This is a genomic window from Tardiphaga sp. 709, from assembly GCF_032401055.1.
Classification (GTDB): domain Bacteria; phylum Pseudomonadota; class Alphaproteobacteria; order Rhizobiales; family Xanthobacteraceae; genus Tardiphaga.
The window spans coordinates 839,082-864,916 of the sequence record NZ_CP135529.1; the positions used below are offsets into that span (position 1 = coordinate 839,082).

Consider the following 25,835-nt stretch of genomic DNA (forward strand, 5'->3'; position numbering starts at 1 on the left):
GCGATACGGTTCACTCAAGCGGTTCATGTATTGCGTACCGCTAGCAGGTCAAGATCCGCCGGAGCGACCCGGCGGATCGTCCTGGCTCTGTCGGGAGACAGCTGCATCGGCCTACGAAAGGCCGAGGTCCAACGCGTCGTCCCTCACCTGCCGGTGTTCGATTACATCACCAATCCGAAATCATGGCCGCAATAGCTGCCCTCGCCGCATGCCATCGACTGCGAAGACCGCCCGATACGCTCCGGTGACACCTTTCACGAGCGCTGGTCAACGCGGTCGGGCCCGGTCGCGCTGGACTGGCTGGTAATTACCTACGAGCGCCCGCAGCTCTGGATCGGCCTGACGCACATGAGCGTCATCGGCCCCATCGTGGTGCATATGCCTGCAACGAAGTCGAGGGTGGCACGAAATTCACCCGCACCGTCCGCAACCATGCGCAATCGAAGGCGCCGACGGCAGAGATGATTGCGCAGATCGATGCGGAGGCGGAGTTGGGGCTGGCGAATATCAAGGGATTGTGAAGGAGAAAAAGTAGAGCAGCTAGTCAGACGGGAATTTTAGATTGAATAACAGCCTAAGAACCTTTTCAACTGTCTTACGATAATCGAGCACTTGAGCATCTGTGATTCCGACAGTTGCACGCTCGTGAACGAGTTTATTTCTAAGATTGTAATAATGCTGAACTTTCGCGAGAAGTGCGGGAGTCAAATTTACATGCTGCTTCACGTCATTGATAACAGAATGCCGCGCTTTAAATAATTGAACAATCTTTGCGTCATTGTATACGTGGGGCGGAAATATATCAGTTCGATTTACGATAAATTCCTTAAGAGCTATCTCGAAATTGCTATCAAGCAAAATTAGAGCGACTCTATTTTTTGTATCAAGCTTTTGCTTCGATATTAGATCGACCAGCCCCATTGCCTCAATCAGCCCTAGCGTCCAAGGCTTCTGCCGAAGCACCGCCTTATTCTTGGACCTCAGGGCATCAATGCGCGCAGGTTTTCGCGTTCGCGGCAATTTTGGTAAAGTAATTTTCCTGCCAATTGATATTTCCGATGGCTCGATGGTCTGCACTCGACCACGGGCATGTGGGTAAACAGCGTTATCCCAATTGTTCTTTGTTCGTCTCGATAGACTACTGAAATAGCTCACCAAGCCGATAAGCGTGGGGCGAAGCTGAGAAAATGCTGCATGATTAAAATTCAAGCCACTCTTACTACTGTTCCAAGGCATAACATCTGGCGCACCCTGGACATGCACAATCACACGACAAAGAGAAGCGTCTGGATGAGGTACGCCGGCCTCGCCAGAAACGAAATAGCCAACGTCACGCGTACGAAGCTCCTTAACGATTAGCCGATGATTGCAGTAGACGTATACTCCGTAATTGTCCTTTTCCGGCACTCGGTCCCTAATCAGGCCGGCAGTCATGGTCACCTTGAGACTCTGTTCAGCTCGAGGAGTTATCGTGAAAACTGCCTCCTTTGGCTCAAAGCCAGGCGGATATGCCCACACATCAAAACGGATTGGTGACAAGCCCTCACCATTGAGTGTGATCTTGCACCCGTCACGAATAAACCAATCGTAGGTTTCACTTAGATGCTCACGAACAATATCGATATCTTCCTCGTCGAAACTTTGTCGAAGTTTAGAAATCTCTACTGATGTAGTCCCCGGCGCAACATTCGGAATTTCGTAAGCTGCAAGAGCCCAGTCGTCTGATTGCAGCCACTCGTTAGTAAGATCAATTTCGAGGCTCTTCTCTCTTTTGTACCTCGTACGAATTTCAACGAGCTCGCCTAGAGCGACACCCGCTCTCTTGCCCCCGACTCCAAACGTACCAATGACTTCCTCGTGCGACTTATTACCAGTGGCTCCAGGCGCAATCAGCAATCTTAGATCTTGCTCTTTTACTCCCCCAGCATTGTCGCGAATAGAGATGATCTGCCTATTGAAATCCAAAATGATTTCGACCTCTAACGAGGTGCTCTTATCGTTGGATATCCAGAAATCTATGGCATTATCGACTAACTCACAAAGTCCGGTCTTTAAATCGTAGTCACTAATGATCGAGAGAAAGAGGCGCTTCTCCGGTGTACCGTCGATCTCTTCTAGCTCAGTCTTACGCGTGACCATCGTTTCCCCCGTTGCCGCCAATGTCGCACGGCGCATCAGCCCGGGAAAAACCTACAGAGAAAATCAACTCTACGCTACTAGTGGTTGCACGATAAGACCGATCCGCCAGCAAAGTTTACGGACTTAAATCTCGCTCTGAGCAAACATGGATGCGGCGCAACATTTGGAGTGAAATGATGACGGGCGCGAGTAAAAATAACTGCAGGTGATAAGTGGCTACTCACCCCTGCTTCTTCACGTCCTTGATATCAGAGAACACGATCCCCTCGGCGCGTTCCTTCGTATAGTTCAGATAGAAGTCGTTCTTCGCCAGGAACACCGGATCGCCGTCGACATCGTCCGCGACGCCGGAGTTGTTGTTGGACATGAAGGTCTCGAGCTTCTTCTTGTCCTCGGACGAAATCCAGCGCGCCAGCGAGAACTCCGAGACTTCGAAGCTTACAGGCAACTGATATTCCGCATCGAGCCGCGCCTTCAGCACGTCGAGCTGCAGCGGGCCGACGACGCCGACCAAGGCCGGCGCGCCGTCGCGCGGGCGGAACACCTGCACGACGCCCTCTTCCGACATCTGCTGCAGGGCTTCCTTCAGCTTCTTCGCCTTCATCGCATCGCCGAGACGCACGCGGCGCACGATTTCCGGCGCGAATGAGGGCACGCCGATGAAGGTGATGTCCTCGCCATCGGTCAGCGTGTCGCCGATCCGCAGCGTGCCGTGATTGGGAATGCCGACTACGTCGCCGGCATAGGCCTCGTCCGCAATGGCGCGGTCCTGCGCGAAGAAGAACTGCGGCGACGACAACGACATGTTCTTGCCGGTGCGCACCAGCTTGGCTTTCATGCCCCTTGTCAACTTACCCGAGCAAAGCCGCGCAAAGGCGATGCGGTCGCGGTGGTTGGGATCCATGTTCGCCTGGATCTTGAACACGAAGGCCGACATCCGGGGCTCGTCGGCCTCGACCTTGCGCAAATTAGATTCCTGCGCGCGCGGCGATGGCGCAAACCGTCCGAGACCTTCGAGCAGATCGCCGACGCCGAAATTGCGCAGCGCACTGCCGAAATAGACCGGCGTCATATGGCCCTCGCGGAACGACTGCAGATCGAACGGTTTCGAGGCTTCCTTCACCAGCGACAGTTCTTCGGTGATCTCGTTGACATCGAGATTGGCATTGCGCCCGGCGAGATCGGCAATCGCAATCTTCTCGGCTGCGCCGGTCTTGGCGCCGCCGCCCTCTAACAGGCGGATGCCACCGGTCTCGATATCATAAGTGCCCATGAAATCGCGGCCGCGGCCGACCGGCCAGTTGATCGGCGTGGTGTCGAGCGCCAGCGTCTTCTCGATCTCGTCCAGGAGATCGAACACATCGCGGCTCTCGCGGTCCATCTTGTTGACGAAGGTGATGATCGGGATGTCGCGGAGACGACAAACCTCGATCAGCTTCAGCGTCCGCGCCTCGATGCCCTTCGCGGCGTCGATCACCATCACGGCAGAGTCGACCGCGGTGAGCGTGCGATAGGTGTCCTCCGAGAAGTCTTCATGGCCCGGCGTGTCGAGTAAGTTGAAGACGTGGCCCTGGAATTCGAAGGTCATCACCGAGGTGACGACGGAGATGCCGCGGTCGCGCTCGATCTTCATCCAGTCAGAACGCGTGTTGCGGCGCTCGCCCTTGGCCTTGACCTGGCCGGCGAGATTGATGGCGCCGCCGAACAGCAGCAGCTTTTCGGTCAGCGTGGTCTTGCCGGCGTCAGGATGCGAGATGATCGCGAAAGTGCGGCGGCGGGCGACCTCAGTGGCAAGCGGGGAACGCGCGGCTGAGTCGGCGGAAAGGGCGATATCGGACATAAACGTGCCTGTGGCAGGGAAAACGGGCGCAATCAAGGGATTTTGGGCGGGAAACTGGCCGAAGTGGCGACCATCGGCCGCGTTGCGATCCGGCTGCGTGGGTCCCATATAACCCCTGCGAGGACGACCTCCAAATCATCATCATCCGGCAAAGGGAAACCTTTGCTTGCAGGGACGGCCCTGTACTTTCATCAGGAGGCCGTTCCATGGCTTGGTTGTTGCTGTTCATCGCGGGTTTGCTCGAAGTCGGCTGGGCCGTCGGGCTCAAATATACCGAAGGCTTCACCCGCCTCGTCCCCTCCGTCCTTACCTTGATCAGCATGACTGCGTCCGTCGGCATGCTCGCACTCGCCCTCAAGGAACTGCCGATGGGAACCGCCTATGCGGTGTGGACCGGCATCGGCGCGGTCGGCACCGCAGCGCTGGGCATGTACCTGTTCGGCGACCCAGCGACGGTGGCGCGGATCGCCTGTATCGGGCTGATCGTGGCGGGCATTGCCGGGCTGAAGCTGGTGTCATGACCTGCGTCAGATAAAGCTCAGATGCAGCAGCTTCACGATCCACCAGGTCGCGGCGGCGACGATCGCCGCGGCCGGGATCGTGATCACCCAGGCATAGACGATCGAACTCGCCACGTTCCAGCGCACCGCTGACACACGACGTGCAGCACCGACGCCGACGATCGCGCCGGTGATGGTGTGGGTCGTGGAGACTGGCACGCCGAGGAATGTCGCTGCGAATAGCGTCGCCGCGCCGCCGGTTTCCGCGCAGAAGCCCTGCATCGGCGTGAGTTTGGTGATGCGCAGGCCCATGGTGCGGACGATGCGCCAGCCGCCCATCAGCGTGCCCAGGGCCATCGCCGCCTGACACGACAGCACGACCCAGAACGGCACCGAGAACTCGGTGCCGAGGTGGCCCTGCGAGTACAGCAGCACCGCGATGATGCCCATGGTTTTCTGCGCGTCGTTGCCGCCATGGCCGAGCGAATAGAGCGAGGCCGAGACGAACTGCAGAATGCGGAAGGCGCGGTCCACGGCGAAGGGTGTCGAGCGCACCGAGGCCCATGACACGATGGCCACCAGCACCAGCGCTAGCAGGAATCCCACCAGCGGCGACAGCACGATCGCCAGCAGCGCCTTGGACAGTCCGGTCCACAAGGCTGCCGAGAGTCCTGCCTTGGCGACGCCTGCCCCGAGCAAGCCACCAATCAGCGCATGCGACGAGCTCGAGGGAATGCCGAGGCCCCAGGTGATCACGTTCCAGACGATGGCGCCCATCAGGGCCGCAAAGATCACGGCGGGATCGATGACGCTCGGCTCGATGATCCCGGTGCCGATGGTGTTGGCGACATGCAGGCCGAACACCAGGAAGGCGATGAAGTTGAAGAATGCCGCCCACAGCACCGCATATTGCGGCCGCAGCACGCGCGTCGAGACGATCGTCGCGATCGAATTGGCAGCGTCATGCAGGCCGTTGAGAAAGTCGAACAGCAATGCGATGGCGATGAGGCCGATCAGCACCGGAAAGGCGAGCGTGGCGTCCACCTGATGGCCCTGCTTTATACTTGTTCGATGACGATGCTGTTGATCTCGTTCGCGACGTCGTCGAAGCGGTCGGCCACCTTTTCAAGGTGCTTGTAGATCTCGGCGCCGACCACGAAATCCATGGTGTTGGCGTCGCGATGCTTGAGAAAGAGCTCCTTGAGCCCGATGTCGTGCAGATCGTCGACGCGGCCTTCGAGCTTGCCGACTTCCTCGGTGATCGCGGTGAGCAGGCCGACATTGTCGCCGATGGCGCTCATCAGCGGCACGGCGCGACCGACAAGGTTGGCACACTCCACCAGCAGCGTGCCGATTTCGCGCATCGGCGGTTCGAACTGGCGCACCTCGAACAGCATCACCGCTTTCGCCGTCTGCTGCATCTGGTCGATGGAATCATCCATCGCCGTGATGAGGTTCTTGATGTCGACGCGGTCGAACGGCGTGATGAAAGTGCGGCGAACGGCGGTCAGCACCTCGCGGGTGATGGCGTCGGCGTCGTTCTCGAACTGGTTGACGCGCTGGCAGTAGACCGGCGTCTCGTCGCCGCCTTCCAGCATCCCCGCAAGCGCCTTGGAGCCCTCGACCACGGTCACTGAATGGCGGGCGAACAGGTCGAAAAACCTTTCCTCCCGGGGCAGAAAGGACCGGAACCAGCGCAGCATCATCTCATCCAACTGTCAGGAAAACGCAGCGACCGGACCGCCAGATGGCGGACATGGTCCCGCGGGGCCACCGCCGGGCGGCCCTGTGTCACACGGATGTCATAAAGCATTTCCGGTCAAGGCGGGCAATCGCGCACCTTTTAGGCCCGATCATCCACCGCTTTATGACAGCCTGCTTTTCCTGAGGCAGTGCCTGGATTTAGAGCGACCGCTTGAAGTAATGCGCGATTTCGCCGATGACGCCGCGGCGGAAGGTCAGCACGCAGACCACAAAGATCACGCCTTGGATCACCGTCACCCACTGGCCGAAGCCGGCGAGATATTGCTGCATGGCGATGATGACGAAGGCGCCCACCACCGGCCCGAACAGCGTGCCGAGGCCGCCAACCAGCGTGATCAGCACGATTTCACCGGACATGCTCCAGTGCACGTCGGTGAGCGAGGCGTTCTGTGCCACGAACACCTTCAACGCGCCGGCGAAGCCCGCCAGCGTGCCGGACAGGATATAGGCCAGCAGCTTGTACTGATCGGTCTTGTAGCCCAGCGACACCGCACGCGGCTCGTTCTCACGGATCGCCTTGAGCACCTCGCCAAATGGCGAGTTGATGGCGCGGTAGATGATCAGGAAGCCCAGCGTGAAGCCGGCCAGGATCACATAATACAGCGTGATCGGCTTCGAAAGATTGAACAGGCCGAACAGGATGCCCTGCGGAATGCCCTGGATACCGTCTTCACCATGGGTGAACGGCGTCTGCAGATAGACGAAGTACAGGAGCTGCGACAGCGCCAGCGTGATCATGGCGAAGTAGATGCCCTGACGACGAATGGCGATCAGGCCCGTGATGACGCTGAGCGCAGCGGCGGCGACGACACCGACGACGATGCCGAGTTCGGGCGTCAGGCCCCACACTTTCAGCGCATGCGCCGTGCAGTAGCCGGCGGTGCCCAGGAACATCGCGTGGCCGAAGGACAGCAGACCGCCATAGCCGATCAGGAGGTTGAACGCACAGGCGAGTAGCGCGAAGCAGAGCGCCTGCATCACGAAGAACGGATAGACGCCGGTGAGCGGTACGACCAGCAACAGCGCGGTCATGATCGCAAAGGCGACCATCTCGTCTTTGACGGTGCGACGGGGTGACGGAATGGCGTTTTCAGTGATCGTTGTCATATCAGGCAGCCCGTCCCGTCAGTCCGGAAGGTTTCACAAGGAGCACCAGCACCATCAGCACGAAGACGACGGTGTTGGAGGCCTCGGGGTAAAAATACTTGGTCAGACCCTCGATGATGCCGAGGGCGAAACCGGTGATGATGGAGCCCATGATCGAGCCCATGCCGCCAATCACGACGACCGCGAACACGACGATGATCAGGTCCGCGCCCATCAGCGGGCGCACCTGGTTGATCGGCGCCGACAACACGCCGGCGAGTGCCGCCAGACCGACGCCAAGACCGTAGGTCAGCGTGATCATCAGCGGCACGTTGATGCCGAAGGCGCGGACCAGCGTCGGGTTTTCCGTCGCCGCGCGCAGGTAGGCGCCGAGCCGCGTACGCTCGATCAGGAACCAGGTCGCGATACAGACCACCAGCGAGAAGATGACGACCCAGCCGCGATAGATCGGCAGGAACATGAAGCCGAGATTCATGCCGCCCTTAAGCGCATCCGGGATCGCGTAAGGCAGACCCGACGAGCCGAAATAATTCTGGAACACGCCCTGGATGATCAGCGCCAGACCGAAGGTCAGCAGCAGGCCATAGAGATGGTCGAGATTGGCGATCCATTTCAGCATGGTGCGTTCCATCACCATGCCGAACAGGCCGACCGCCAGCGGCGCCAGGATCAGCGCCGGCCAGTAGCCGATGCCGGCCAGATTGAGCAGGAAGTATGCCGCAAACGCGCCCATCATATAGACGGCGCCATGGGCGAAATTGATGATGTTCAGCATGCCGAAGATCACGGCGAGGCCGAGACTTAACAGCGCATAGAACGAGCCGTTGATGAGTCCGACCAGCAATTGCGCAGACAGGGCCTGTAGATTGATCGACATGTTGTTCTCAACTTTTATCGCAGGAAAGTCTTGGCCCGGCAGCGCGGCGCCGCCGGGCCAACGATCTTATTTCTTCAGCAGCGCGCAGGTGCTCTTCTCGATCGGTGTAAAGGCCTGATCGGCTGGCACTGTACCGGCAAGCTTGTAGAAATCCCACGGCGCCTTCGATTCCGACGGCTTCTTCACTTCGAACAGATAGCCCGGGTGAATCTTGCGGCCATTGGCTTCGATCTTGCCCTGCCCGAACAGCGGATCATCGGTCGGCAATTCCTTCATCTTGGCAACGATCTTCGCGCCATCACGCGGATTGCTGCCGAGCGCTTCCAGCGCCTTGAAGTAGTGGATCAGGCCCGCATACACGCCCGCCTGCACCATCGACGGCGGAGCGCCATTCTTCATGCGCGCCGCGAACTTCTTGGAGAAGTCGCGTGTCTTGTCGTTCAGGTCCCAGTAGAAGGTCTCGGTGAAGCTCAGGCCCTGCGCGGTTTCGAGACCGATCGCCTTGACGTCGGTGATGAACAGCAGCAATGCCGCGAGCTTCTGACCGCCCTTGGAGATGCCGAATTCAGCCGCCTGCTTGATCGAGTTTGTCGTGTCGCCACCGGCATTGGCCAGGCCGATGACCTTGGCCTTCGACGACTGCGCCTGCAGCAGGAAGGAGGAGAAGTCCGCGGTGTTGAGCGGATGCTTGACGCCGCCGACCACCTTGCCGCCCGAGGATTTGACGACTTCCGAGGTATCGCGCTCAAGCGCTGCACCGAAGGCATAATCGGCAGTGAGGAAGAACCAGCTGTCGCCGCCGGCCTTGACCATCGCCTGCCCGGTCGAATGGGCGAGCATGTAGGTGTCGTAGGTCCAGTGCACGGTGTTCGGCGAACACTGCGCATTGGTAAGATCCGACGTCGCGGCGCCCGAATTGATGTAGACGCCGTTCTTCTCCTTGACGATGTTGTTCACCGCCAGTGCCACGCCGGAATTCGGCACGTCGACGATGGTGTCGACCTTGTCGACGTCGAACCACTGCCGCGCGATGTTGGAGCCGATATCCGGCTTGTTCTGGTGATCGCCGGAAATGATGTCAATCTTCCAGCCCTTGGCCATCAGACCGGAGTCCTCTGCCGCCATCTGCGCAGCCAGGGTTGAGCCCGGGCCGCCGAGATCGGCATAGAGACCGGACTGATCGCTGAGTGCGCCGATCTTGACGGTTTTGTCCTGCGCCATGGCGATGCCTGCCATGGCCAGCGAAAGCGCCGTGCCGAGAAGTGCGATTGAAATCTTGTTTTTCATGACTTCCTCTCAATGATTTGGACGACGGGCTTCTAAATTAGGTCTTCTTCAAAAGCGGACAAGCGCTCTTGTCGAGTGGCGTGAAGGCCTGATCGGCAGGGATCGTCGCCACCAGCTTGTAGTAGTCCCAGGGTCCCTTCGACTCCTCGGGCTTCTTGACCTCGAACAGATAGGCCGGGTGCAGCTTGCGGCCGTTCGGCTGAATGGTGCCCTTGCCGAAGATGATATCGTCGGTCGGGGTCGCCTTCATCTTGTCGACGATCTTCAACCCGTCATGAGAGTTGCCGCCCATCGCATCCAGCGTCTTGAAGTAATGGATCAGCGATGAATACACGCCGGCCTGCACGGTGGTCGGCATGGCCTTGTTCTTCATGCGCTCCTGGAAGCGCTTGGAGAACGACCGCGTGCCGTCATTGAGGTCCCAGTAGAAGGTCTCGGTGAAGCTCAATCCCTGCGCAACCGGCAGACCCAGGGCATGGACGTCCGAAATGAACATCAGCAGGCCAGCGAGTTTCTGCCCCCCTTGATGATGCCGAATTCGGAGGCCTGCTTGATCGAGTTGATAGTGTCGCCACCGGCATTCGCCAGGCCGATCACCTTCGCCTTCGAGGTTTGCGCCTGCAGCAGGAACGACGAGAAGTCAGCGGTGTTCAGCGGCGGCCGCACGCTGCCCAGCACCTTGCCGCCCATGGCGGTCACGGCGTTGGTGGTGTCGCGCTCGAGCGCGGTGCCGAAAGCATAATCCGCGGTCAGGAAGAACCAGGTATCGCCGCCGCTCTTGACCATCGCCGAGCCGGTGCCGTTGGCAAGCTGATAGGTGTCATAGGCCCAGTGAATGGTGTTGGGCGAGCACTGCGCATTGGAGAGATCGGATGTGCCGGAGCCGGAGTTCAGATAGACGCCGTTCTTTTCCTTGACGACGTTGTTGACGGCGAGACCGACGGAGGACGTCGGCACATCAACGATCACGTCGACCTTGTCGCGGTCGAACCACTGGCGCACAATGTTGACGCCGATATCCGGCTTGTTCTGGTGGTCGCCAACCACGACCTCGATCTTCCACCCTTTGGCCGTAAGGCCGGAATCCTCGACGGCCATCTGCGCGGCCAGCGTCGAACCGACACCGGTTACGTCGGCATAGAGGCCGGACTGGTCGTTCAACACGCCGATCTTGGCGGTCTTGTCCTGGGCGAACGCAAACGAGCTTGCGCTCATCATCAGCGCAAAACCCAGCAGCGACGTCGAAACGGCTTTTTTCATTCTGTGCTTCCCTACCCGTATTGATGATTGTGTCTATCGTCGGACCGTTGGCTCGGTCCGTTATTCGATATTAGACGCCGAGATACGTATGCAGCTTGTCCATATTCGCCGACAGTTCCGAATTGGCGAAGCCATCGATGATCTTGCCGTGCTCGACGATGTAGTAGCGATCTGCCACCGTGGCAGCGAAACGGAAGTTCTGCTCGACCAGCAGGATGGTGAAGCCTTCCGACTTCAGCCGCGCAATGGTGTGGCCGATCTGCTGGATGATGACGGGCGCCAGACCTTCGGTTGGCTCGTCCAGCATCAGGAAGCGCGCGCCGGTGCGCAGAATGCGCCCGATCGCCAGCATCTGCTGCTCACCGCCGGAGAGTTTTGTCCCCTGGCTGTTGAGACGCTCTTTCAGGTTTGGAAACAGCTCGAAGATCTGATCCAGCGACAACCCGCCCGGCCGGATCGTCGGCGGCAGCATCAGGTTCTCTTTCACGTCGAGACTGGAGAAGATGCCGCGTTCTTCCGGACAGAATGCGATGCCCTGCTTCGCGATCTTGTCCGACGAGGTCTTGATGATCTCGTTGCCTTCGAACTTTATCGAGCCGGTGCGCTTGCCGATGATGCCCATGATGGACTTCAGCGTCGTGGTCTTGCCGGCGCCGTTGCGACCGAGCAACGTGACGACTTCGCCCGGCTTCACGTTGAAATTGATGCCGTGAAGAATGTGCGACTCGCCATACCAGGCTTCGAGATTCTCGATGCTGAGAATTGGATTGCCAGTTGCTGCAGTCGTTGCCGGTGCGGCCATTGTGATCTCAGCCATGCCCGGCTCCCAGATAAGCTTCCTTGACGCGCTCGTCCTTGGTCAGGTCGGCATAGCTGCCTTCCGCAAGAACCTTTCCGCGAGTCAGAACGGTAATGATGTCCGACAGATTGGACACGACACTGAGGTTATGTTCGACCATCAGGATGGTATACTTCGCCGAGATGCGCTTGATCAGCGCTGCGATCTTGTCGATGTCCTCATGGCCCATGCCGGCCATCGGCTCGTCGAGCAGCATCATCTCGGGATCGAGCGCCAGCGTGGTGGCGATCTCCAAGGCCCGTTTGCGGCCATAGGGCATTTCCACGGCGGGCGTATTGGCAAATTCGCTGAGGCCGACGTCGTCGAGCAGTTCAGCGGCGCGTTGATTGTATTGATCCAGCACGCTCTTGGAGCGCCAGAAGTCGAACGACGATCCATGCTGGCGCTGCAGTGCAACACGGACATTCTCCAGCGCCGTCAGATGCGGAAACACGGCGGAAATCTGGAACGAACGTACGAGGCCAAGGCGCGCCACGTCGGCGGGCGCCGTCGCGGTGATATCCTTGCCCTTGTAGAAAATCTGGCCGGCGGATGGCTGCATGAACTTGGTCAGCAGATTGAAACACGTCGTCTTGCCGGCGCCGTTAGGGCCGATCAATGCGTGAATGGTGCCGCGGCGAACTTTGAGACTGACATCGCGGACTGCGAAAAAGCCCGCAAATTCCTTGGTCAATCCGTTGGTTTCGAGAATGAACTCATCGGTCAAGCAAATTTCCCCCATCGACCTTCCCGGCGTGTGTCTCCGCCAGTGGCCAACTTTTTGCGCAGCCGCATTTCGGGGAAAACTGAAAGTCATCCCCGCGCGGCTACATCGAGTGGCGCGAATATGCCGTCAACGCGACGGCGAACGCAAGGTGCAATGCGGCAGAATTGGGTGGACTGCCTGTCGCACTGACTTCGCCCTTAGTCGTAGGCAGTTAGCCCCCCTGCGCATACAGAAAGCAGAGTCCGCCGGCGACCGGTCCACCGTGCAGAACGCACCATCTGTTTGCGCCGCAAGGAGCTTTGAAAATCGCTCGTTAATTGTATTGCGAGGGGACTTCCCGCGTTCATTGATTATTTGCTCGCTGTACTCATACTACCCTCGATCGATTTCAGGGGGATCGTTGCCGTGGACTTCCAGAGCGCCGACGCGTCCGTGGTGAAGTCCATTCGGCAGCGCGATCTGCTGAACTGCTGGCTACGGCTCTATGCACCGCAACAGGCCCTGCCCGACATTGCCAACTATCGCCCGGAGCGGATGGACGACGAACGCCCCGATCTCGTCGACTACATTGTTGATCACAGCACGGCACCGCCGCGGCTCATCATCGACAGTAACGGCACCCGCATGGCAAGCGCCTATGGTACCACCGGCAAGGGCCGCTATCTCGACGACTATCTCGGCCCGATCCTCGGTCCTGTCGTGCTGCCGGCCTATCATGAATGTATCGCGCGCGAACTGCCGACTTACACCGTCTCAATGATCGACGATGTCAACGGTCGTGTTGTCGCCTATGAACGGATGCTGATGCCGTTCTCATCAGGCGATGGCGTCACCCATATCATCGCATCGCTCAAGACCATCAGCGAGGACGGCGGCTTCGAAATCAAAAATCTGATGCGCGGCCATCACAGCGTGCCGGTGCCGAAACTCCGCGCGGTGATCGATCGCAGCCTGTCCTATCGTGCACCACACCGGCTCGCAGCCGGCGACGTCGTCGAGATCGACTGATCGCTATTTTACGTCTTTTGCGTAAATCTCCGGCTTGAAGCCGACCACGAGCTTGCCGCCAAGATCGAGCACAGGCCGCTTGATCATCGAGGGCTGCTCGAGCATCAGCGCGATTGCCTTGCTCTCGTTCAGACCTTCCTTGGCAGCGTCATCGAGCTTGCGAAACGTGGTGCCGGCGCGATTGAGCAGCGTCTCCCAGCCGACCTCCTTGGCCCAGCGCTGCAGCCGCGTCTTGTCGATCCCCTCGGCCTTATAGTCATGGAAGCTGTAGGCGACGCCATGGCTGTCGAGCCAGGTGCGCGCCTTCTTCATCGTGTCGCAATTCTTGATGCCGTAGATGGTGATGGCCATGAGATGTCGCCGTGCCTGCCAGAGTGATCGTCGTTCAGACCCGACTAGCAGATCAGGCAGCAGCGCCTGACAGCAAATCCGCGATCATCCACAGAGGCGGCCGATGATGCTGGGGCCGGCATCATCGGTTTGTCCTCAGATTTCAGGCTGTTCGCCTGCGGTTCGCGAAGATCAGCCACAACGCCGACACCAGGAAATAGAACGCGCCGAAACCGGCATAGGGTGCGATGTCCACGATGGTCGGCACTGTGGCGCCGCCAGCCTGCTTGATAAAAAACAGGCCGGCCGCGGTCGACTGCGCGCCGCTCAGGATCATCGCCCACTGCGCGCCAAATGCGCGCCAGCGCCTGATGCCGGTGACCAGTTGCGCGAGGCCCGCCAATGCCGCCCAGACGCCGAACACCGCGAGTACGGCATTCATCCCCGTGCACAAGGCGATGGCCACGGCCAGTGCGGCAATGAGGCTCACCCCCACATTCAGCGCCTGCGAGGGATTGGCCAGCAAGCCGCCGCTGCCCTGGGCATCGAACCAGTTCGCAAGTGCATCCCAGGCGGGATAGCTGACCAGCAGGATGGCGGCGGCCCCGGGCGACGAGACGCCAACGGTGAAGGCGGCTGCCACCCAGGCTGCCGCGACGATGCCGCGGACGAGGTAATAACGTGCGAGGTCGCCGCTCGCTACGGCCGGCAGGCTGGCGGTTCCCTGTGGGACGGTCATGCTGGTCTCCATCGAAGCTTGGACCGGGCGCTCTCCACCGGCATGGCGAATGAACCTCGGCCGAATTACATATTGCGATAACTAATATCGCGATATGTTTATCCGGTCAGATCACCCGCCTTGTCCAGTATTATTTATCGCGATATACATTATTGTGATACTGACGTGAGGAAGATTGTGATGGTGCCCGCCGACATTCCGCTGGATCACCAGCTCTGTTTTTCGCTCTACAGCGCCAGCATGGCCATCGGCCGCGCCTACAAGCCGCTGCTCGACGCGCTGGAGATCACCTACCCGCAATATCTCGTGCTGAGCACATTGTGGGAGGGCGGCGCGCAGAGCGTCGGCGGCATCGCCGACCGGCTGGCGCTGGAATCGAGCACGGTCACGCCGCTGGTGAAGCGGCTCGAACAGGCTGGCTTCGTCGCGCGCAAGCGCAATCCGGAAGATGAGCGGCAGGTCGTCGTCAGCCTCACTGCCAAAGGCAGGGGTCTGCGCGAAAAATCCCGCTGCCTTGGCGAGACGTTGTTCGCCGCGGCCGGCATGACGCCAGAACGGTTGATCGCCCTGAACAGCGAGGTCCATGCTTTTCGCGATGCCGTGGCCAACTACACCGGCAAGACAGGCGCGACCGTGGCGGAGAGCGCCGACTGACACAGATGACACGCGACAGGGCACCAGCGAATCTGTCGTAAGATACCGGACACATTCAGCGCCGGAGCGATCATGGAATTCACCGCACTTTTCCTGGCGATCGCCATCACCACGCTCGTCGCATGGTATGGCAGCCGCACGCTCGCGCTGTCGCTGTTCGCCGTGGTGCTGATCGCCTGCGTGGCGACCTTCCTGCACCACGCCACCGACGCGCTGAAACTGTCGTTCTGAGGCCATCATGACCTCACAGCGCGCTATCGCCCTCAACGTCCTCGCACTCTACGCCCTTGCGGCGTTGCTTGCCGGCGCCTTTGCTGCACAGCTGCTGCTCGGCGAATTACCCTGCCCGCTATGCCTGTTGCAGCGGATCATGTTTGCACTGCTTGCCATCGGACCGATCCTCAGCATTCGCTTCGGCCCGCGCCCCAGCCACTATGCGCTGTCACTGCTTGCAGCCGTCTTCGGCGCCGCTGTCTCGACGCGGCAGGTGCTGCTGCACATCACGCCCGGCGATCCCGGCTTCGGCACCGCGCTGTTCGGCTATCACTATTACACCTGGGCACTGATCGGCTTCATCGCGGCCATCGTTCTGTTGTCGCTGGTGCTGCTGTTCGACCGGCAATTCGAGAAGGACCCCGCTGCTCACTCGACGCCCAGTGTCCTCGCGCATATTGCCGTCTGGCTCGTGATCGGCCTGACGGCCGCGAACGTCGCCTCGACCTTGCTCGAATGCGGCTTCAAGGCCTGTGCGGATGATCCGGTTGTATATGAGCTGCTGAAGCGATAGCCACCGCGACACTGAATTGCTGTCAGCTACAATTTCAGCCGTCGTGTAATCCCGACATTCTCCAGAAACGTCTCATCGTGGCTGACGATCAAGAGCGCACCATCATAGGCACGCAGACCCGCTTCCACCGCCTCGATGGAATCCACATCGAGATGATTGGTCGGCTCATCGAGGATCAGCAATGCCGGCGGCGACACACCACCCATGACGCAGGCGAGACCAGCGCGCAGCATCTGCCCTCCGCTCAACGTGCCAACCATCTGAAGCGCAGCATCGGCGCGAAACATGAATCGCGCCAGCGCAGCGCGGCAGGCATTCTCGTCCGCTTGCGGATGAAGCCGTCGAAAATTATCGCGGATCGTCCGCGACGGATCGAGCAGACTGACCTGCTGGTCGAGCATGGCGAAGTCGACCATCATCCGTACCGCGCCCGTCATCGGCTGGATCGCGCCGGTGATGAGGCTTAGCAGCGTCGTCTTGCCGGAGCCGTTCGGACCGGTCAGCGCCACACGTTCCGGACCAGTGATGACGAAAGACAGATGGCGGATGATCGGCGCCTCGGCTGCATAACTGAAGCTCACACCGTCCATCTGCAGAACCACCCTGCGAGCCGCAACCGCTGTCGGCGGAACGGCCACTGATAACGGCTGCAGGACTTCGATGTGCTCCCGCGCGGCAGCCAGCGCATCCTTTGCCTGCGCCTGCCGACGTTCCGCCAGCCGCGCATGCTCGCCGCCGGTGTCTTCGCTGCGATCCTTCAGGCCACCGAGCGCGATCCGTGGCATATCGCCTTTGGCGCCCTTCTTTCGCCCTGCCCGATCCCGACGCGCCTGACGCTCGGCCGTCGCTTGCGCCTGCCGCGCAAGATCATCGATACGCTTTTCCGCATCCGACAGATCGCGTTGCGCGGCTGCAAGTTCGCGCGCCTTGCGGGTGCGATAGTGTGTCCAGTTGCCGCCGTAACGCGTGGCACCAAGCGAGGTCAGCTCAACGATGGCATCCATCGTGTCGAGCAATTCTCGATCATGGCTGACGACAATGGCTCCCGCACGCCAGCCGGCCAACAGATCGATGACTGCCCGTCGGCCGTCACGGTCGAGATTGTTGGTCGGCTCGTCGAGCAGAAGGACGTCCGGCTCAGCGAAAATCAGCGCCGCCAGTGCCGCGCGCGTCCGCTGGCCGCCGGAAAGTGCAGATAGCGCCACGTCATGGCTAACATCGAGCCTTACCCGCCCGAGACATCGGGCCACCCGTGCTTCGAGATCCCAGTCGGCCAGAGCAAGCTCTTCCACCGTGGCCGTGCCGGCTTCCGCCCGGTCGAGAAGATTTAATGCATCAGTTGCGCCGAACAGATCGGCAACCATCTCGCCGGGACGGAGCTCCAGCGCCTGCCGCAACACCGCCAGCCGGCCATGAACGCTCACACTGCCCTGATGAGGCGCGAGATCGCCCGACATCACACGCAGAAGCGTGGATTTCCCGACGCCGTTACGGCCGACCAGGCCGGCGCGCTCGGCGCCAAAACTAAGATTGAGGTTGGTGAAAAGCGAACGGCCGTCAGCCGTCGCGACAGACAGACCGGATACAGTGATGTGTGCAGGCATGGACGAAACTCTCCCGGGAAACAAAGCGAACTGGCGTTGTCACCTGGGCGAAATCCATCGAAGCACACATCCTGTTGAAATGACGATGGCGGCTGACTAATCGCCAACTGCGGCGCGCTTGTGGCGTTGGCAAAATCGCCCGGTCCCTCTAACAACGACACCATGACCGAGATCACCGCTATCGCTGCCGCCTTCGCTCCGTTCGAAACGCTGGCCTCTTCGCTTCTGCATCACGTCAAGACCGATGACGGATCGCATGACGTCGCGCATCTGGCGCGTGTCTGGTCCAACGTCCGCACCATCCAGGAAGTCGAGGGCGGCGATCCCGAAATCCTGGCGGCAGCGACGCTGCTGCACGACTGCGTCGCCGTCGAGAAGAGCTCACCGCTCCGCGCCAGTGCCTCGCGCCTCGCTGCCGAACACGCGGTGACCCTGCTCGCCCCGTTCGGCTGGACGACCGAGCGGCTCGAGCGCGTTGCCCATGCCATCGCGGCGCATAGTTTCTCGGCGAAGATCACACCTGAAACGATCGAAGCGCAGATCCTGCAGGACGCAGACCGGCTGGACGCCATGGGCGCCATCGGCATCGCGCGCTGCTTCTACACCGCCGGGCGGATGCAGTCCTTCCTGTACGATCCGGAAGACCCGGCAGCACGCCATCGCCCATTCGACGATCGCAATTTTGCGATCGATCATCTGCCGGCCAAACTGCTGACGCTCGCGGAGGGCTTCAACACCGCCACCGGCCGACGCATGGCGCAGCAACGCCACGCGCGGACCGAGGCGTTCCTCACCGCCTTCATGAGCGAGGTCGGCGCGTCCTGATATGGGCGCTCACGGCGCCCACTTCGTGAACACGTAATCCCGCTCCTTCACGCGTGCCTCGTGACACGCAAAGCAGGTTTCGTGCTGGGCTCGATCGACCGGCTTGCCGTTAATGAAGCGGCCGAAGCCCCAACCGCCTGACGAAGCATATTTCTTCGAATCCTTCACCATCACCTGCACCGTGGTCGCGGCGCCGGGGATCGAGGCGGATTCGAATTCCGGCGACTGGGTGTGCTTCCAGGCCAGCTTCACCAGCACCGTGCCATCGGGAAACGGCAGCTTGCCGTCCCGATAGGCCTTGATGGCAATGTCATTACCGACCACGGCGCGCAGCTCATTCAGAGGCTCAGCCTCCTGCGCCGGCGCGATCAGCTCCCATTTGCGATAGCCATCCGGAAGTGCGACGCCATAGATTGGCGACAGGTTTTCCGGATTGGGGGTATTGGCGGCAAAGGCCGCCAATACCCCGGATGACACCACGCCTGCCGCGAGGCTCGCCGCAAGAATCCATCGCATCCCGGATCTCCTTCAGCGCGCCATCGCGTCGGCGTCGATGATCGCCTGGGCGAACTCGCGCGGCGCTTCCTGCGGCAGGTTGTGACCGATGCCGCCATTCACCGTGCGATGCTCGTACTTGCCGGTGAACTTCTTGGCATAGGCCTTGGGATCGGGATGCGGCGCGCCATTGGCGTCGCCTTCCATCGTAATGGTCGGCACCGAAATCACCGGCCCCTGCGCCAGCCGCTTCTCGAGCTCGTCATACTTCGCCTCGCCCTGGGCGAGTTCGAGCCGCCAGCGATAGTTGTGGATGGTGATGGCGACGTGATCGGGGTTCTCGAACGCCTTGGCGCTGCGATCATAAGTGGCGTCGTCGAAATTCCACTTCGGCGAGGCCAGCTTCCAGATCAGCTTGGCGAAGTCGTGCCGGTACTTGTCGTACCCCAGCCGACCACGCTCCGTGGTGAAGTAGAACTGGTACCACCATTCGAGCTCCGCCTTCGGCGGCAGCGGCATCCGGTTGCCCTCCTGGCTCCCGATCAGGTAGCCGCTGACGGCGACCAGTGCCTTGACGCGCTCCGGCCAGATCGCAGCGAGAATGTCGGCCGTGCGGCCGCCCCAGTCGTAGCCGCCGACCACCGCCTTCTCGATCTTCAGTGCGTCCATGAACGCGACGATGTCTGTGGCCAGCGCTGCTGGCTGGCCATTGCGCACCGTCGCGTCGGAGAGGAAGCGCGTGCCGCCATACCCGCGCAGATACGGGATGATGACGCGGTAGCCGGCGGAGGCCAGCAGCGGCGCGACATCCACATAGCTGTAGATGTCATAGGGCCAGCCGTGCAGCAGCAGCACAACGGGGCCGTTGGCCGGGCCGTCCTCGGCATAGGCGACGCTGAGGTCGCCGGCATTGATCTGCTTTAGCGGCTTGAACGAGGTGTGCGTACCGCGCTTGATGGCCGGGAGCTGCTTGCCGGCCTTGGCGGCCTGCGCCGCGGCGGAGTCGATGCCGCCGAACTGGGCCGCGGCGATGCCCATGAGCGCCGCGCCCAGCAGACTGCGGCGGTTGAAGTGGCTGGTGTGGCGCTTGTCATTCGTCATGGTGCATATCCTCCGGGCAATGACGGTTAAGGCCGTCGATGTGCGGACCATGCCGCGGTACCGGCATCCTCGCTTGAAGATTTCTCCGATTTTCTCTTGAGAAGGCCATGATTTATCGTTGAGACGGGGTGTGCTAGGGGACGCTCCTGCGCACAAGGCCTTGGCGCGACAACAGGTATTGGACCCCCTATCTTGCTGTTTCAGTTCGACGAATTCGTCCTCGACACTGACCGGCGGGAGCTGCGGCGGGGCACGGACACGGTGGCGGTGGAACCGCAGGTGTTCGACGTGCTGGAATTCCTGATCCGCGCCCGGGACAAGGTCGTCAGCCGTGACGATCTGCTAGCCGAGGTCTGGCATGGCCGCATCGTGTCCGAGGCGACGCTCAGCAGCCGGGTCAACGCGGCCCGCACGGCCATCGGCGACAATGGCGAGCAGCAGCGGCTGATCCGTACTTTACCGCGGAAGGGGTTTCGCTTTGTCGGCGAGGTCATCGAACAGACCGACGGCCCCTCGCCGCTCGTGGTGACGGCGCCCGCAACGGAACTCCTGCCCGAAGCCGCCGACCCCGAAGGGCTGTCGATCGCGGTGCTGCCCTTCAACAATATGAGCGCGGACCCCGAACAGGATTATTTCGGCGACGGTATCGCCGAGGAAATCATCACCGCGCTGTCGCGCTGCAGCGGACTGTTCGTGATCGCGCGCAATTCGTCCTTCACCTATAAGAACAAGCCGGTCGACATTCGCGAGGTCGGCCGCACGCTTGGCGTCAACTACGTGCTCGAAGGCAGCGTCCGCCGCGCTGGCGAGCGGCTCCGCATCATCGCGCAACTGATCGACGCCCGTTCCGGCGCGCATCTGTGGGCTGACAAATTCGATGGCGACCGCAGCGATGTATTCGACCTGCAGGACCGCATCACCGAACAAGCCGTCGCCGCCATCGAACCGACGCTACGCATCGCCGAAATCGAACGGCGCAGGCACAGCCGTCCGAACAAGCCCGATGCCTATGACTTGCTGCTGCGCGCCTCCGGCTACGAACACGATTTCACGCCCGAAAGCATGACCGCGGCGCTGGATTGCCTGCATCAGGCGCTGGCGCTCGATCCGACTTACGCGCCCGCGATGGCAGCAGCGGCCTATTGCCATGCGCAGCGACACTTCCAGGGCTGGATCAGCCCAGACGACGCCCATCGCAGCGAAGGCCTGGTGCTCGCGCATCGCGCCATCGAGCGGATGCCGAACGATCCGCAAATCCTCTGGATGGCCGCGTTTGCGATCTGGAATCTTGCCGAACCACAGACGGCGAAGGACCCTGCCATCGAATTGTTCAGCCGCTCGCTCGCGATCAATCCAAACTCCGCCACTGCACTCGCACTGGCCGGATGGATCGAGACCATGCGCGGCCAGCAGCAGGCCGGTCGCGCGCTGCTCGATCGTGCGCGACGTTTGAACCCGCTCGATCCGCACGGTTGGTTCGTTTCCGGTGCGCTTGCGATAGCAGCGATCATCGACGAGAACTACAGCGAGGCGATCGCTTGGGCGGACAAGGCGCTGCTGCAGAACCGCCGCTTCGCCGTCGCACTCCGCGCGCTCGCCGTGGCACTGGTCAAGACCGGCGAACATGAACGCGCCGCACAGGTGGTCGAGGAGTTGCTGACCATCGAGCCGGAGCTGACAGTCTCCGCTTTCTTTGCGCGCATCCCCGTCCCCGTGGAATCGATGGCGCAAACCTACGCCGTCGCCCTGAAAGCCGCGGGGCTGCCAGAATGACGATCCGCCCGATCGTCCGCTATCCTGATCCGCGTCTCGCGCAGCCGGCCGCACCTGTCACGGTGTTCGACGATGCGCTGCGCGCGCTCTCTGACGATCTGCGCGACACCATGCATGCCGCTCCCGGCATCGGCATCACCGCGCCGCATATCGGCCTTTCCCTGCGCGTCGTCGTGCTCGATCTCGGCGATAGCGCCAGGACCTATGTGAACCCGGAGATCACATGGGCCTCGCCCGAGATGATCATGCATCAGGAAGGCAGTGTCTCGATGCCCGGTGTGAATGACGATATCCAACGTCATACTCGTATCCGACTCGCCTATCACGATCTCGACGGCAATACGCAGATCGAAGAGTCCGACGGACTGCGTGCGGTCTGCCACCAACACGAGATCGACCAGCTCAACGGCATGTTCTGGATTCAGCGCCTGTCGCGCCTCAAGCGCGAGCGGCTGATCAAGCGCTTCGAAAAGTTGTCGCGCGCCTGAAGCGCGCGACAATCGTCACGTCCGCCACTGCTATTGGTGGCATCGGCCGGATATCAGCCTGAGCCAGGGCACGGTATGGAACAAACTCATCAGGGCATACATCACCACCATTCCGCTCCACGGCGATGAACGCGACGTTGAACAGAATAGGTCTGGCGAATTGCCATCGAGCACACCCGTCAGCAGCGCCATCAATGCGAAGGCTGGTGCGGCCGCAAGGCATAGCCAGTCGGCAGCCGGCGCAAGGTGACCCATTGTCCAGCGATCGGGTTTCGCACCACCAGTGACATCGTTGAGCATGCTACTCATGGGTCTTCCGGAACGTGGCCTCTCCGGCGGCCGAGACCTCGACCCATTTCTTGTCGGGCGCAGCGCCGGCGACGTAGTTGTCGTGCCAGTTCCACCATTTGTAGGTCGGAGTCTGCGGGTAGCCTTCGGGCGAATCCTCCCAGACCTCCTGGCGGCCGAGCGGCGTCGCATCGAGATAGCTCCAGGTGGTCCCCATCGCCTCGTCGCCGCGGCTGTTGATGAAATAGGTGCGGAACACGCGATCGCCGTCGCGGAAGAACACGTTGTGGCCGTGCCACTCGTCGACGCCGAAGTCGGCGTCGAAACTATCCGTGATGGTGACCCAGGGCATCTCCCAGCCCATCCGCGCCTTCAGGCGCGCGACGTCTGCCTGCGGTGCCCGTGAGGCGTAGACGAGAGTGGTATCGCGGGCATTCAGATGTGCGAGATGGGCGACCTGATCGGCGCCCAGCGAACAGCCGCAGCAGGCGTGATCGGGCCAGCCGAACACGCCTGGCTCGAAGAAGGCGCGATAGACGATCAACTGACGACGGCCGTCGAACAGGTCGAGCAAATTGGCTTTGCCATCGGGCCCTTCGAACGCATAGGCCTTCTCCACCGCCATCCACGGCATCCTCCGACGCTCAGCCGCCAGCGCATCGCGCGCGCGCATCACAGCCTTCTCCTTCACGAGCATGTTCGCGCGCGCGGCATCCCACTCTTGCGGTGACACAATCGGTGGTGTTCTCATCGGTGCCGTCATGGTCTTCTCCATTTCGTCCATCGTCATGCGTTGCCGGCACGACTTGCCGGTTGATCGTCGTGAGGTAGATTAGGACCGGACAATTTGAGGGTGGGAGTGACAAGTGTGGCGGGATTCAGATGGACTCCCTGATCACCGCCGCAGGACATGCTCTCGCGGCGGGTGACCCGCTCGGTGCCCTGAAGCGCGTTGCATTGCGCGACGATCCGCCAGCGCTCGCACTGCGCGGCATCGCAATGGCACAGCTCGGCGATTTCGCACGCGCGAAGGATCTCGTGAAACGGGCCGCGCGCGCCTTCGGTGCGAAGGAACCGGTGGCGCGTGCGCGGTGCATCGTCGCCGAGGCGGAGATTGCGCTTGTCTCGCGCGATCTGAACTGGCCGAGCAAGGCGCTCGACACCGCGCGGCTCACGCTCGACGCCCACGGCGACCATGTGAATGCGGCCTATGGCGGCTATCTCGACGTCAGGCGCCTTCTCCTGATCGGACGTCTCGACGAAGCCGAACGCAAGCTCGGCGCCCTCGATCCTGCACCTCTGCCGCCCGCCTTGCGTACGGCGCACGCGCTAGTCGTCGCCGGCATCGCGATGCGCCGCCTGCAGGCGAAAAAGTCACGCGCCGCCATTGCCGACGCGCAGCGTGCCGCCAGGCTTGCCCGCATTCCGGCGCTAACGGCCGAAGTGGACACGGCATCCCGACTTCTCGATGCTCCCGCTGCGCGTCTGATCGCACGCGGCGGCGAACGCGTGTTGCTGCTCGACGATGTCGAGGCGCTGCAGAATTCGAAAGCCATCGTCATCGATGCGTGCCGGCATGTCATCCGCTGTCAGAAGACAGAGCTGTCGCTGGCGACCCGGCCCGTCCTGTTCGCCCTCGCCCGCGCACTTGGCGAAGCATGGCCTGCGGATGTTTCCCGCGAAACGCTGCTGGCGCGCGCATTTCGCGCCAGACATGCCGATGACTCCCATCGCGCGCGGCTCCGCGTCGAGATGGGACGGCTGCGCAAACTGCTTGCGCCGCTGGCCGAGGTGAACGCGACCAAGCCCGGTTTTGCGCTGGTACTGCGCCGCGCCCGCGACGTCGTCGTGCTGGCGCGGCCGGTCGAGGAAGAACACGCCACAGTGCTCGCGCTTCTCGCCGATGGAGAAGCCTGGTCGAGTTCGGCATTGGCGCTGGCGCTCGGCACGAGCCAGCGCAGCGTTCAGCGGGCACTCGACGAACTGGCGGTGGAGAACAAGGTGCAGCCGCTCGGTCGCGGTCGCGCACGCCGCTGGACGTCGCCGTCCCTGCCGGGACTCGCGACGATGTTGTTACTCCCGCCGCCGCTGCCGGATCACTAGGGTCATCGTCACATCATCAGGGAGAGTTACATGACCAACTCAGCAGCCGAAATCATCCGCGAATATGGCCCCTTCGAGGGTGTCGACGGCGTGCATGGCGTCACCTATGACGGCACGCAAGTCTGGTTCGCATCCGGAAACAAACTCCACGCACTCGATCCCGCAAGCGGCAAGATGGTACGTGCCATCGACGTCGCTGCCCACGCCGGCACGGCCTTCGACGGCAAGCATCTGTTTCAGATCGCCGAGGACCGTATCCAGAAGATCGATCCGCAAACCGGCCGCGTGCTGAACACCATCCCGGCGCCCGGCAATGGTGGCGACTCCGGCATGGCATGGGCGGAGGGCACGCTCTGGGTCGGGCAATATCGCGAGCGCAAGATTCATCAGATCGATCCCGATACCGGCAAGATCCTGCGCACCATCGAGAGCAACCGCTTCGTCACCGGCGTGACCTGGGTCGACGGCGAACTCTGGCACGGCACCTGGGAAAACGACGAGAGCGACATCAGGCGCATCGATCCGCAAACCGGCGAAGCGCTGGAGAAGCTCGCACTGCCCGCAGGCAGTGGCGTCTCCGGCCTCGAGTCAGATGGTGCCGATCAGTTCTTCGCCGGCGGCGGAGCCAGCGGCAAGGTACGCGCGATCAGGCGGCCGAAGCGGAAGTGAAAAGCAACGAGTGACGCCACTTCACTTTCTGGTTTGCGGATAGATCGTCTCGCCCTTCTTGAGCATCTCGACGAAGGCCGCAATCCGCTTCTTGCGGCCGGCTTCGGTCTTCATATTGTGGACCCGAAATGCCAGCGAGAAGCGGTTCTGGGCGCTGAGTTTGGCCAGCATCGCTTTGGCTTTCGGCTCGGCGTCGATTGCGGCCTGCAGATCGGCGGGGATCGCCATGTCCTTGCCGCTGCCATAGGCGCGATCCCAGCGGCCATCGGCCTTCGCCGCCTCGACATGGACAAGGCCGTGCTCGGTCATGCGCTCCTCTGCGACGAGGCGCGCAACATTGTCGACGTTGATCTTGCTCCACACGCTCTTCTTTCCGCGCGGTGAATAGCGTTGGAGAAAGCTCGTCTCGTCCAGCCCCTTGCGGATGCCGTCGATCCAGCCCCAGCACAGCACGACATCGATCGCCTCCTTCGGCGTGATCGATGGAAGGCCAGATTTCAGTTTGTGAATCCTGATCCAGACCTCGTCCGCCTTGTCGTGGTTCCTGCCGAGCCATTTATAGAACGCGTCGGCGCTCTTGAACTCACGCACATTCGCGGGATCGACCTTGACGGGTGCCATGCTCTGCCCTG

27 protein-coding genes and 1 pseudogene are annotated in these 25,835 nt (G+C 61.3%); 10 read left to right on the forward strand and 18 right to left on the reverse strand.

The window, feature by feature from the left end; translation table 11 throughout:
- Positions 1-540: 540 nt before the first annotated feature.
- Together RSO67_RS04410 and RSO67_RS04415 are read right to left on the reverse strand one after the other, a co-directional pair.
- Entirely contained in the window at positions 541-2,139 is a 1,599-nt protein-coding gene (locus RSO67_RS04410) for an ATP-binding protein (protein WP_315842523.1), read from the reverse strand.
- Between the two features lie 220 nt (positions 2,140-2,359).
- The gene (locus RSO67_RS04415) at positions 2,360-3,979 is read right to left on the reverse strand and encodes a peptide chain release factor 3 (RefSeq protein ID WP_315842524.1); all 1,620 of its coding nucleotides are present in this window, start codon (positions 3,977-3,979) and stop codon (positions 2,360-2,362) included.
- 206 nt (positions 3,980-4,185) lie between these two features.
- On the opposite strand from RSO67_RS04415, the gene sugE reads away from it, so the two are divergent.
- On the forward strand, positions 4,186-4,500 hold the full coding sequence (gene sugE, locus RSO67_RS04420; RefSeq protein ID WP_315842525.1) for a quaternary ammonium compound efflux SMR transporter SugE: 315 nt from the start codon (positions 4,186-4,188) through the stop codon (positions 4,498-4,500).
- 6 nt (positions 4,501-4,506) lie between these two features.
- On the opposite strand, the gene RSO67_RS04425 is transcribed toward sugE, so the two are convergent.
- The 8 genes and pseudogenes from RSO67_RS04425 to RSO67_RS04460 all read right to left on the reverse strand — a co-directional run bounded on the left by RSO67_RS04425 (position 4,507) and on the right by RSO67_RS04460 (position 12,339).
- Positions 4,507-5,523: an inorganic phosphate transporter gene (locus RSO67_RS04425; RefSeq protein WP_089263901.1), complete on the reverse strand. Its 1,017-nt coding sequence runs from the start codon at positions 5,521-5,523 to the stop codon at positions 4,507-4,509.
- Positions 5,524-5,537: 14 nt separating this feature from the next.
- A complete protein-coding gene (locus tag RSO67_RS04430) occupies positions 5,538-6,182 on the reverse strand; it encodes a DUF47 domain-containing protein (protein WP_089264630.1) in 645 nt (214 codons plus the stop codon).
- Positions 6,183-6,381: 199 nt separating this feature from the next.
- On the reverse strand, positions 6,382-7,350 hold the full coding sequence (locus RSO67_RS04435; protein WP_315842526.1) for a branched-chain amino acid ABC transporter permease: 969 nt from the start codon (positions 7,348-7,350) through the stop codon (positions 6,382-6,384).
- A 1-nt stretch (position 7,351) separates the two neighbouring features.
- Positions 7,352-8,227: a branched-chain amino acid ABC transporter permease gene (locus RSO67_RS04440; protein WP_089263899.1), complete on the reverse strand. Its 876-nt coding sequence runs from the start codon at positions 8,225-8,227 to the stop codon at positions 7,352-7,354.
- Positions 8,228-8,293: 66 nt separating this feature from the next.
- Positions 8,294-9,514, reverse strand: coding sequence for an ABC transporter substrate-binding protein (locus RSO67_RS04445; protein WP_315842527.1), 1,221 nt, complete (start codon positions 9,512-9,514; stop codon positions 8,294-8,296).
- A gap of 37 nt (positions 9,515-9,551) precedes the next feature.
- Positions 9,552-10,774 (reverse strand): annotated as a pseudogene (locus tag RSO67_RS04450) (ABC transporter substrate-binding protein).
- Positions 10,775-10,844: 70 nt separating this feature from the next.
- Positions 10,845-11,591, reverse strand: a complete 747-nt coding sequence (locus RSO67_RS04455) for an ABC transporter ATP-binding protein (RefSeq protein ID WP_089263896.1) — start codon at positions 11,589-11,591, stop codon at positions 10,845-10,847.
- On the reverse strand, positions 11,584-12,339 hold the full coding sequence (locus RSO67_RS04460; RefSeq protein WP_089263895.1) for an ABC transporter ATP-binding protein: 756 nt from the start codon (positions 12,337-12,339) through the stop codon (positions 11,584-11,586). The genes RSO67_RS04455 and RSO67_RS04460 overlap by 8 nt, the downstream gene beginning before the upstream one ends.
- Positions 12,340-12,744: 405 nt before the next feature.
- On the opposite strand from RSO67_RS04460, the gene RSO67_RS04465 reads away from it, so the two are divergent.
- Positions 12,745-13,347, forward strand: coding sequence for a hypothetical protein (locus tag RSO67_RS04465; RefSeq protein ID WP_315842528.1), 603 nt, complete (start codon positions 12,745-12,747; stop codon positions 13,345-13,347).
- Between the two features lie 3 nt (positions 13,348-13,350).
- Here RSO67_RS04465 and RSO67_RS04470 read toward each other — a convergent pair whose 3' ends face one another.
- A complete protein-coding gene (locus RSO67_RS04470) occupies positions 13,351-13,698 on the reverse strand; it encodes an ArsC family reductase (protein ID WP_315842529.1) in 348 nt (115 codons plus the stop codon).
- 142 nt (positions 13,699-13,840) lie between these two features.
- The gene (locus tag RSO67_RS04475) at positions 13,841-14,416 is read right to left on the reverse strand and encodes a DUF308 domain-containing protein (protein WP_315842530.1); all 576 of its coding nucleotides are present in this window, start codon (positions 14,414-14,416) and stop codon (positions 13,841-13,843) included.
- A gap of 165 nt (positions 14,417-14,581) precedes the next feature.
- Between RSO67_RS04475 and RSO67_RS04480 the strand changes: the two genes are divergently transcribed.
- The 3 genes from RSO67_RS04480 (at position 14,582) to RSO67_RS04490 (ending at position 15,857) form a co-directional block, all read left to right on the forward strand.
- Positions 14,582-15,070, forward strand: coding sequence for a MarR family winged helix-turn-helix transcriptional regulator (locus RSO67_RS04480; protein ID WP_410001804.1), 489 nt, complete (start codon positions 14,582-14,584; stop codon positions 15,068-15,070).
- Positions 15,071-15,142: 72 nt separating this feature from the next.
- On the forward strand, positions 15,143-15,301 hold the full coding sequence (locus RSO67_RS04485; RefSeq protein WP_315842531.1) for a DUF5993 family protein: 159 nt from the start codon (positions 15,143-15,145) through the stop codon (positions 15,299-15,301).
- Positions 15,302-15,308: 7 nt separating this feature from the next.
- Entirely contained in the window at positions 15,309-15,857 is a 549-nt protein-coding gene (locus tag RSO67_RS04490; RefSeq protein WP_315842532.1) for a disulfide bond formation protein B, read from the forward strand.
- Between the two features lie 26 nt (positions 15,858-15,883).
- Here the strand turns inward: RSO67_RS04490 and RSO67_RS04495 are convergent, their stop codons facing one another.
- A complete protein-coding gene (locus RSO67_RS04495) occupies positions 15,884-17,461 on the reverse strand; it encodes an ABC-F family ATP-binding cassette domain-containing protein (RefSeq protein WP_315842533.1) in 1,578 nt (525 codons plus the stop codon).
- 162 nt (positions 17,462-17,623) lie between these two features.
- On the opposite strand from RSO67_RS04495, the gene RSO67_RS04500 reads away from it, so the two are divergent.
- Positions 17,624-18,286, forward strand: a complete 663-nt coding sequence (locus tag RSO67_RS04500) for an HD domain-containing protein (protein WP_315842534.1) — start codon at positions 17,624-17,626, stop codon at positions 18,284-18,286.
- 9 nt (positions 18,287-18,295) lie between these two features.
- Here RSO67_RS04500 and RSO67_RS04505 read toward each other — a convergent pair whose 3' ends face one another.
- Both RSO67_RS04505 and RSO67_RS04510 read right to left on the reverse strand, forming a co-directional pair.
- Positions 18,296-18,802, reverse strand: a complete 507-nt coding sequence (locus RSO67_RS04505) for a cytochrome P460 family protein (protein WP_315842535.1) — start codon at positions 18,800-18,802, stop codon at positions 18,296-18,298.
- 12 nt (positions 18,803-18,814) lie between these two features.
- Complete coding sequence (locus RSO67_RS04510; RefSeq protein WP_410001805.1) at positions 18,815-19,882, reverse strand: alpha/beta fold hydrolase; 1,068 nt, start codon at positions 19,880-19,882, stop codon at positions 18,815-18,817.
- A 192-nt stretch (positions 19,883-20,074) separates the two neighbouring features.
- On the opposite strand from RSO67_RS04510, the gene RSO67_RS04515 reads away from it, so the two are divergent.
- Together RSO67_RS04515 and RSO67_RS04520 are read left to right on the forward strand one after the other, a co-directional pair.
- Positions 20,075-21,655: a winged helix-turn-helix domain-containing tetratricopeptide repeat protein gene (locus RSO67_RS04515; RefSeq protein WP_315842536.1), complete on the forward strand. Its 1,581-nt coding sequence runs from the start codon at positions 20,075-20,077 to the stop codon at positions 21,653-21,655.
- Entirely contained in the window at positions 21,652-22,143 is a 492-nt protein-coding gene (locus RSO67_RS04520) for a peptide deformylase (RefSeq protein WP_315842537.1), read from the forward strand. Before RSO67_RS04515 ends, RSO67_RS04520 begins: the two co-directional genes overlap by 4 nt.
- Before the next feature lie 30 nt (positions 22,144-22,173).
- Here RSO67_RS04520 and RSO67_RS04525 read toward each other — a convergent pair whose 3' ends face one another.
- Positions 22,174-22,452, reverse strand: coding sequence for a hypothetical protein (locus RSO67_RS04525; RefSeq protein WP_315842538.1), 279 nt, complete (start codon positions 22,450-22,452; stop codon positions 22,174-22,176).
- A complete protein-coding gene (locus RSO67_RS04530; protein WP_315842539.1) occupies positions 22,445-23,194 on the reverse strand; it encodes a DUF899 domain-containing protein in 750 nt (249 codons plus the stop codon). The genes RSO67_RS04525 and RSO67_RS04530 overlap by 8 nt, the downstream gene beginning before the upstream one ends.
- Positions 23,195-23,313: 119 nt before the next feature.
- On the opposite strand from RSO67_RS04530, the gene RSO67_RS04535 reads away from it, so the two are divergent.
- Positions 23,314-24,534, forward strand: a complete 1,221-nt coding sequence (locus tag RSO67_RS04535) for a helix-turn-helix domain-containing protein (RefSeq protein WP_315842540.1) — start codon at positions 23,314-23,316, stop codon at positions 24,532-24,534.
- Positions 24,535-24,564: 30 nt separating this feature from the next.
- Positions 24,565-25,203, forward strand: coding sequence for a DUF5074 domain-containing protein (locus RSO67_RS04540; RefSeq protein ID WP_315842541.1), 639 nt, complete (start codon positions 24,565-24,567; stop codon positions 25,201-25,203).
- Positions 25,204-25,224: 21 nt separating this feature from the next.
- Here the strand turns inward: RSO67_RS04540 and RSO67_RS04545 are convergent, their stop codons facing one another.
- Positions 25,225-25,824: a YdeI/OmpD-associated family protein gene (locus tag RSO67_RS04545; RefSeq protein WP_315842542.1), complete on the reverse strand. Its 600-nt coding sequence runs from the start codon at positions 25,822-25,824 to the stop codon at positions 25,225-25,227.
- Positions 25,825-25,835 lie beyond the last annotated feature (11 nt).

What these genes read in the sequence shown, in the direction of transcription:
- RSO67_RS04475 (WP_315842530.1), bottom strand. Translation starts at nt 14,416, where the DNA reads ATGACCGTCCCACAGGGAACCGCCAGCCTGCCGGCCGTAGCGAGCGGC.
- RSO67_RS04540 (WP_315842541.1), top strand. Translation starts at nt 24,565, where the DNA reads ATGACCAACTCAGCAGCCGAAATCATCCGCGAATATGGCCCCTTCGAG.
- RSO67_RS04530 (WP_315842539.1), bottom strand. Translation starts at nt 23,194, where the DNA reads ATGACGGCACCGATGAGAACACCACCGATTGTGTCACCGCAAGAGTGG.
- RSO67_RS04535 (WP_315842540.1), top strand. Translation starts at nt 23,314, where the DNA reads ATGGACTCCCTGATCACCGCCGCAGGACATGCTCTCGCGGCGGGTGAC.
- RSO67_RS04510 (WP_410001805.1), bottom strand. Translation starts at nt 19,882, where the DNA reads ATGACGAATGACAAGCGCCACACCAGCCACTTCAACCGCCGCAGTCTG.
- RSO67_RS04520 (WP_315842537.1), top strand. Translation starts at nt 21,652, where the DNA reads ATGACGATCCGCCCGATCGTCCGCTATCCTGATCCGCGTCTCGCGCAG.
- RSO67_RS04435 (WP_315842526.1), bottom strand. Translation starts at nt 7,350, where the DNA reads ATGACAACGATCACTGAAAACGCCATTCCGTCACCCCGTCGCACCGTC.
- RSO67_RS04415 (WP_315842524.1), bottom strand. Translation starts at nt 3,979, where the DNA reads ATGTCCGATATCGCCCTTTCCGCCGACTCAGCCGCGCGTTCCCCGCTT.
- RSO67_RS04430 (WP_089264630.1), bottom strand. Translation starts at nt 6,182, where the DNA reads ATGCTGCGCTGGTTCCGGTCCTTTCTGCCCCGGGAGGAAAGGTTTTTC.
- RSO67_RS04410 (WP_315842523.1), bottom strand. Translation starts at nt 2,139, where the DNA reads ATGGTCACGCGTAAGACTGAGCTAGAAGAGATCGACGGTACACCGGAG.
- RSO67_RS04440 (WP_089263899.1), bottom strand. Translation starts at nt 8,227, where the DNA reads ATGTCGATCAATCTACAGGCCCTGTCTGCGCAATTGCTGGTCGGACTC.
- RSO67_RS04505 (WP_315842535.1), bottom strand. Translation starts at nt 18,802, where the DNA reads ATGCGATGGATTCTTGCGGCGAGCCTCGCGGCAGGCGTGGTGTCATCC.
- RSO67_RS04500 (WP_315842534.1), top strand. Translation starts at nt 17,624, where the DNA reads ATGACCGAGATCACCGCTATCGCTGCCGCCTTCGCTCCGTTCGAAACG.
- RSO67_RS04455 (WP_089263896.1), bottom strand. Translation starts at nt 11,591, where the DNA reads ATGGCTGAGATCACAATGGCCGCACCGGCAACGACTGCAGCAACTGGC.
- RSO67_RS04545 (WP_315842542.1), bottom strand. Translation starts at nt 25,824, where the DNA reads ATGGCACCCGTCAAGGTCGATCCCGCGAATGTGCGTGAGTTCAAGAGC.
- RSO67_RS04490 (WP_315842532.1), top strand. Translation starts at nt 15,309, where the DNA reads ATGACCTCACAGCGCGCTATCGCCCTCAACGTCCTCGCACTCTACGCC.
- RSO67_RS04495 (WP_315842533.1), bottom strand. Translation starts at nt 17,461, where the DNA reads ATGCCTGCACACATCACTGTATCCGGTCTGTCTGTCGCGACGGCTGAC.
- RSO67_RS04485 (WP_315842531.1), top strand. Translation starts at nt 15,143, where the DNA reads ATGGAATTCACCGCACTTTTCCTGGCGATCGCCATCACCACGCTCGTC.
- sugE (WP_315842525.1), top strand. Translation starts at nt 4,186, where the DNA reads ATGGCTTGGTTGTTGCTGTTCATCGCGGGTTTGCTCGAAGTCGGCTGG.
- RSO67_RS04525 (WP_315842538.1), bottom strand. Translation starts at nt 22,452, where the DNA reads ATGAGTAGCATGCTCAACGATGTCACTGGTGGTGCGAAACCCGATCGC.
- RSO67_RS04470 (WP_315842529.1), bottom strand. Translation starts at nt 13,698, where the DNA reads ATGGCCATCACCATCTACGGCATCAAGAATTGCGACACGATGAAGAAG.
- RSO67_RS04445 (WP_315842527.1), bottom strand. Translation starts at nt 9,514, where the DNA reads ATGAAAAACAAGATTTCAATCGCACTTCTCGGCACGGCGCTTTCGCTG.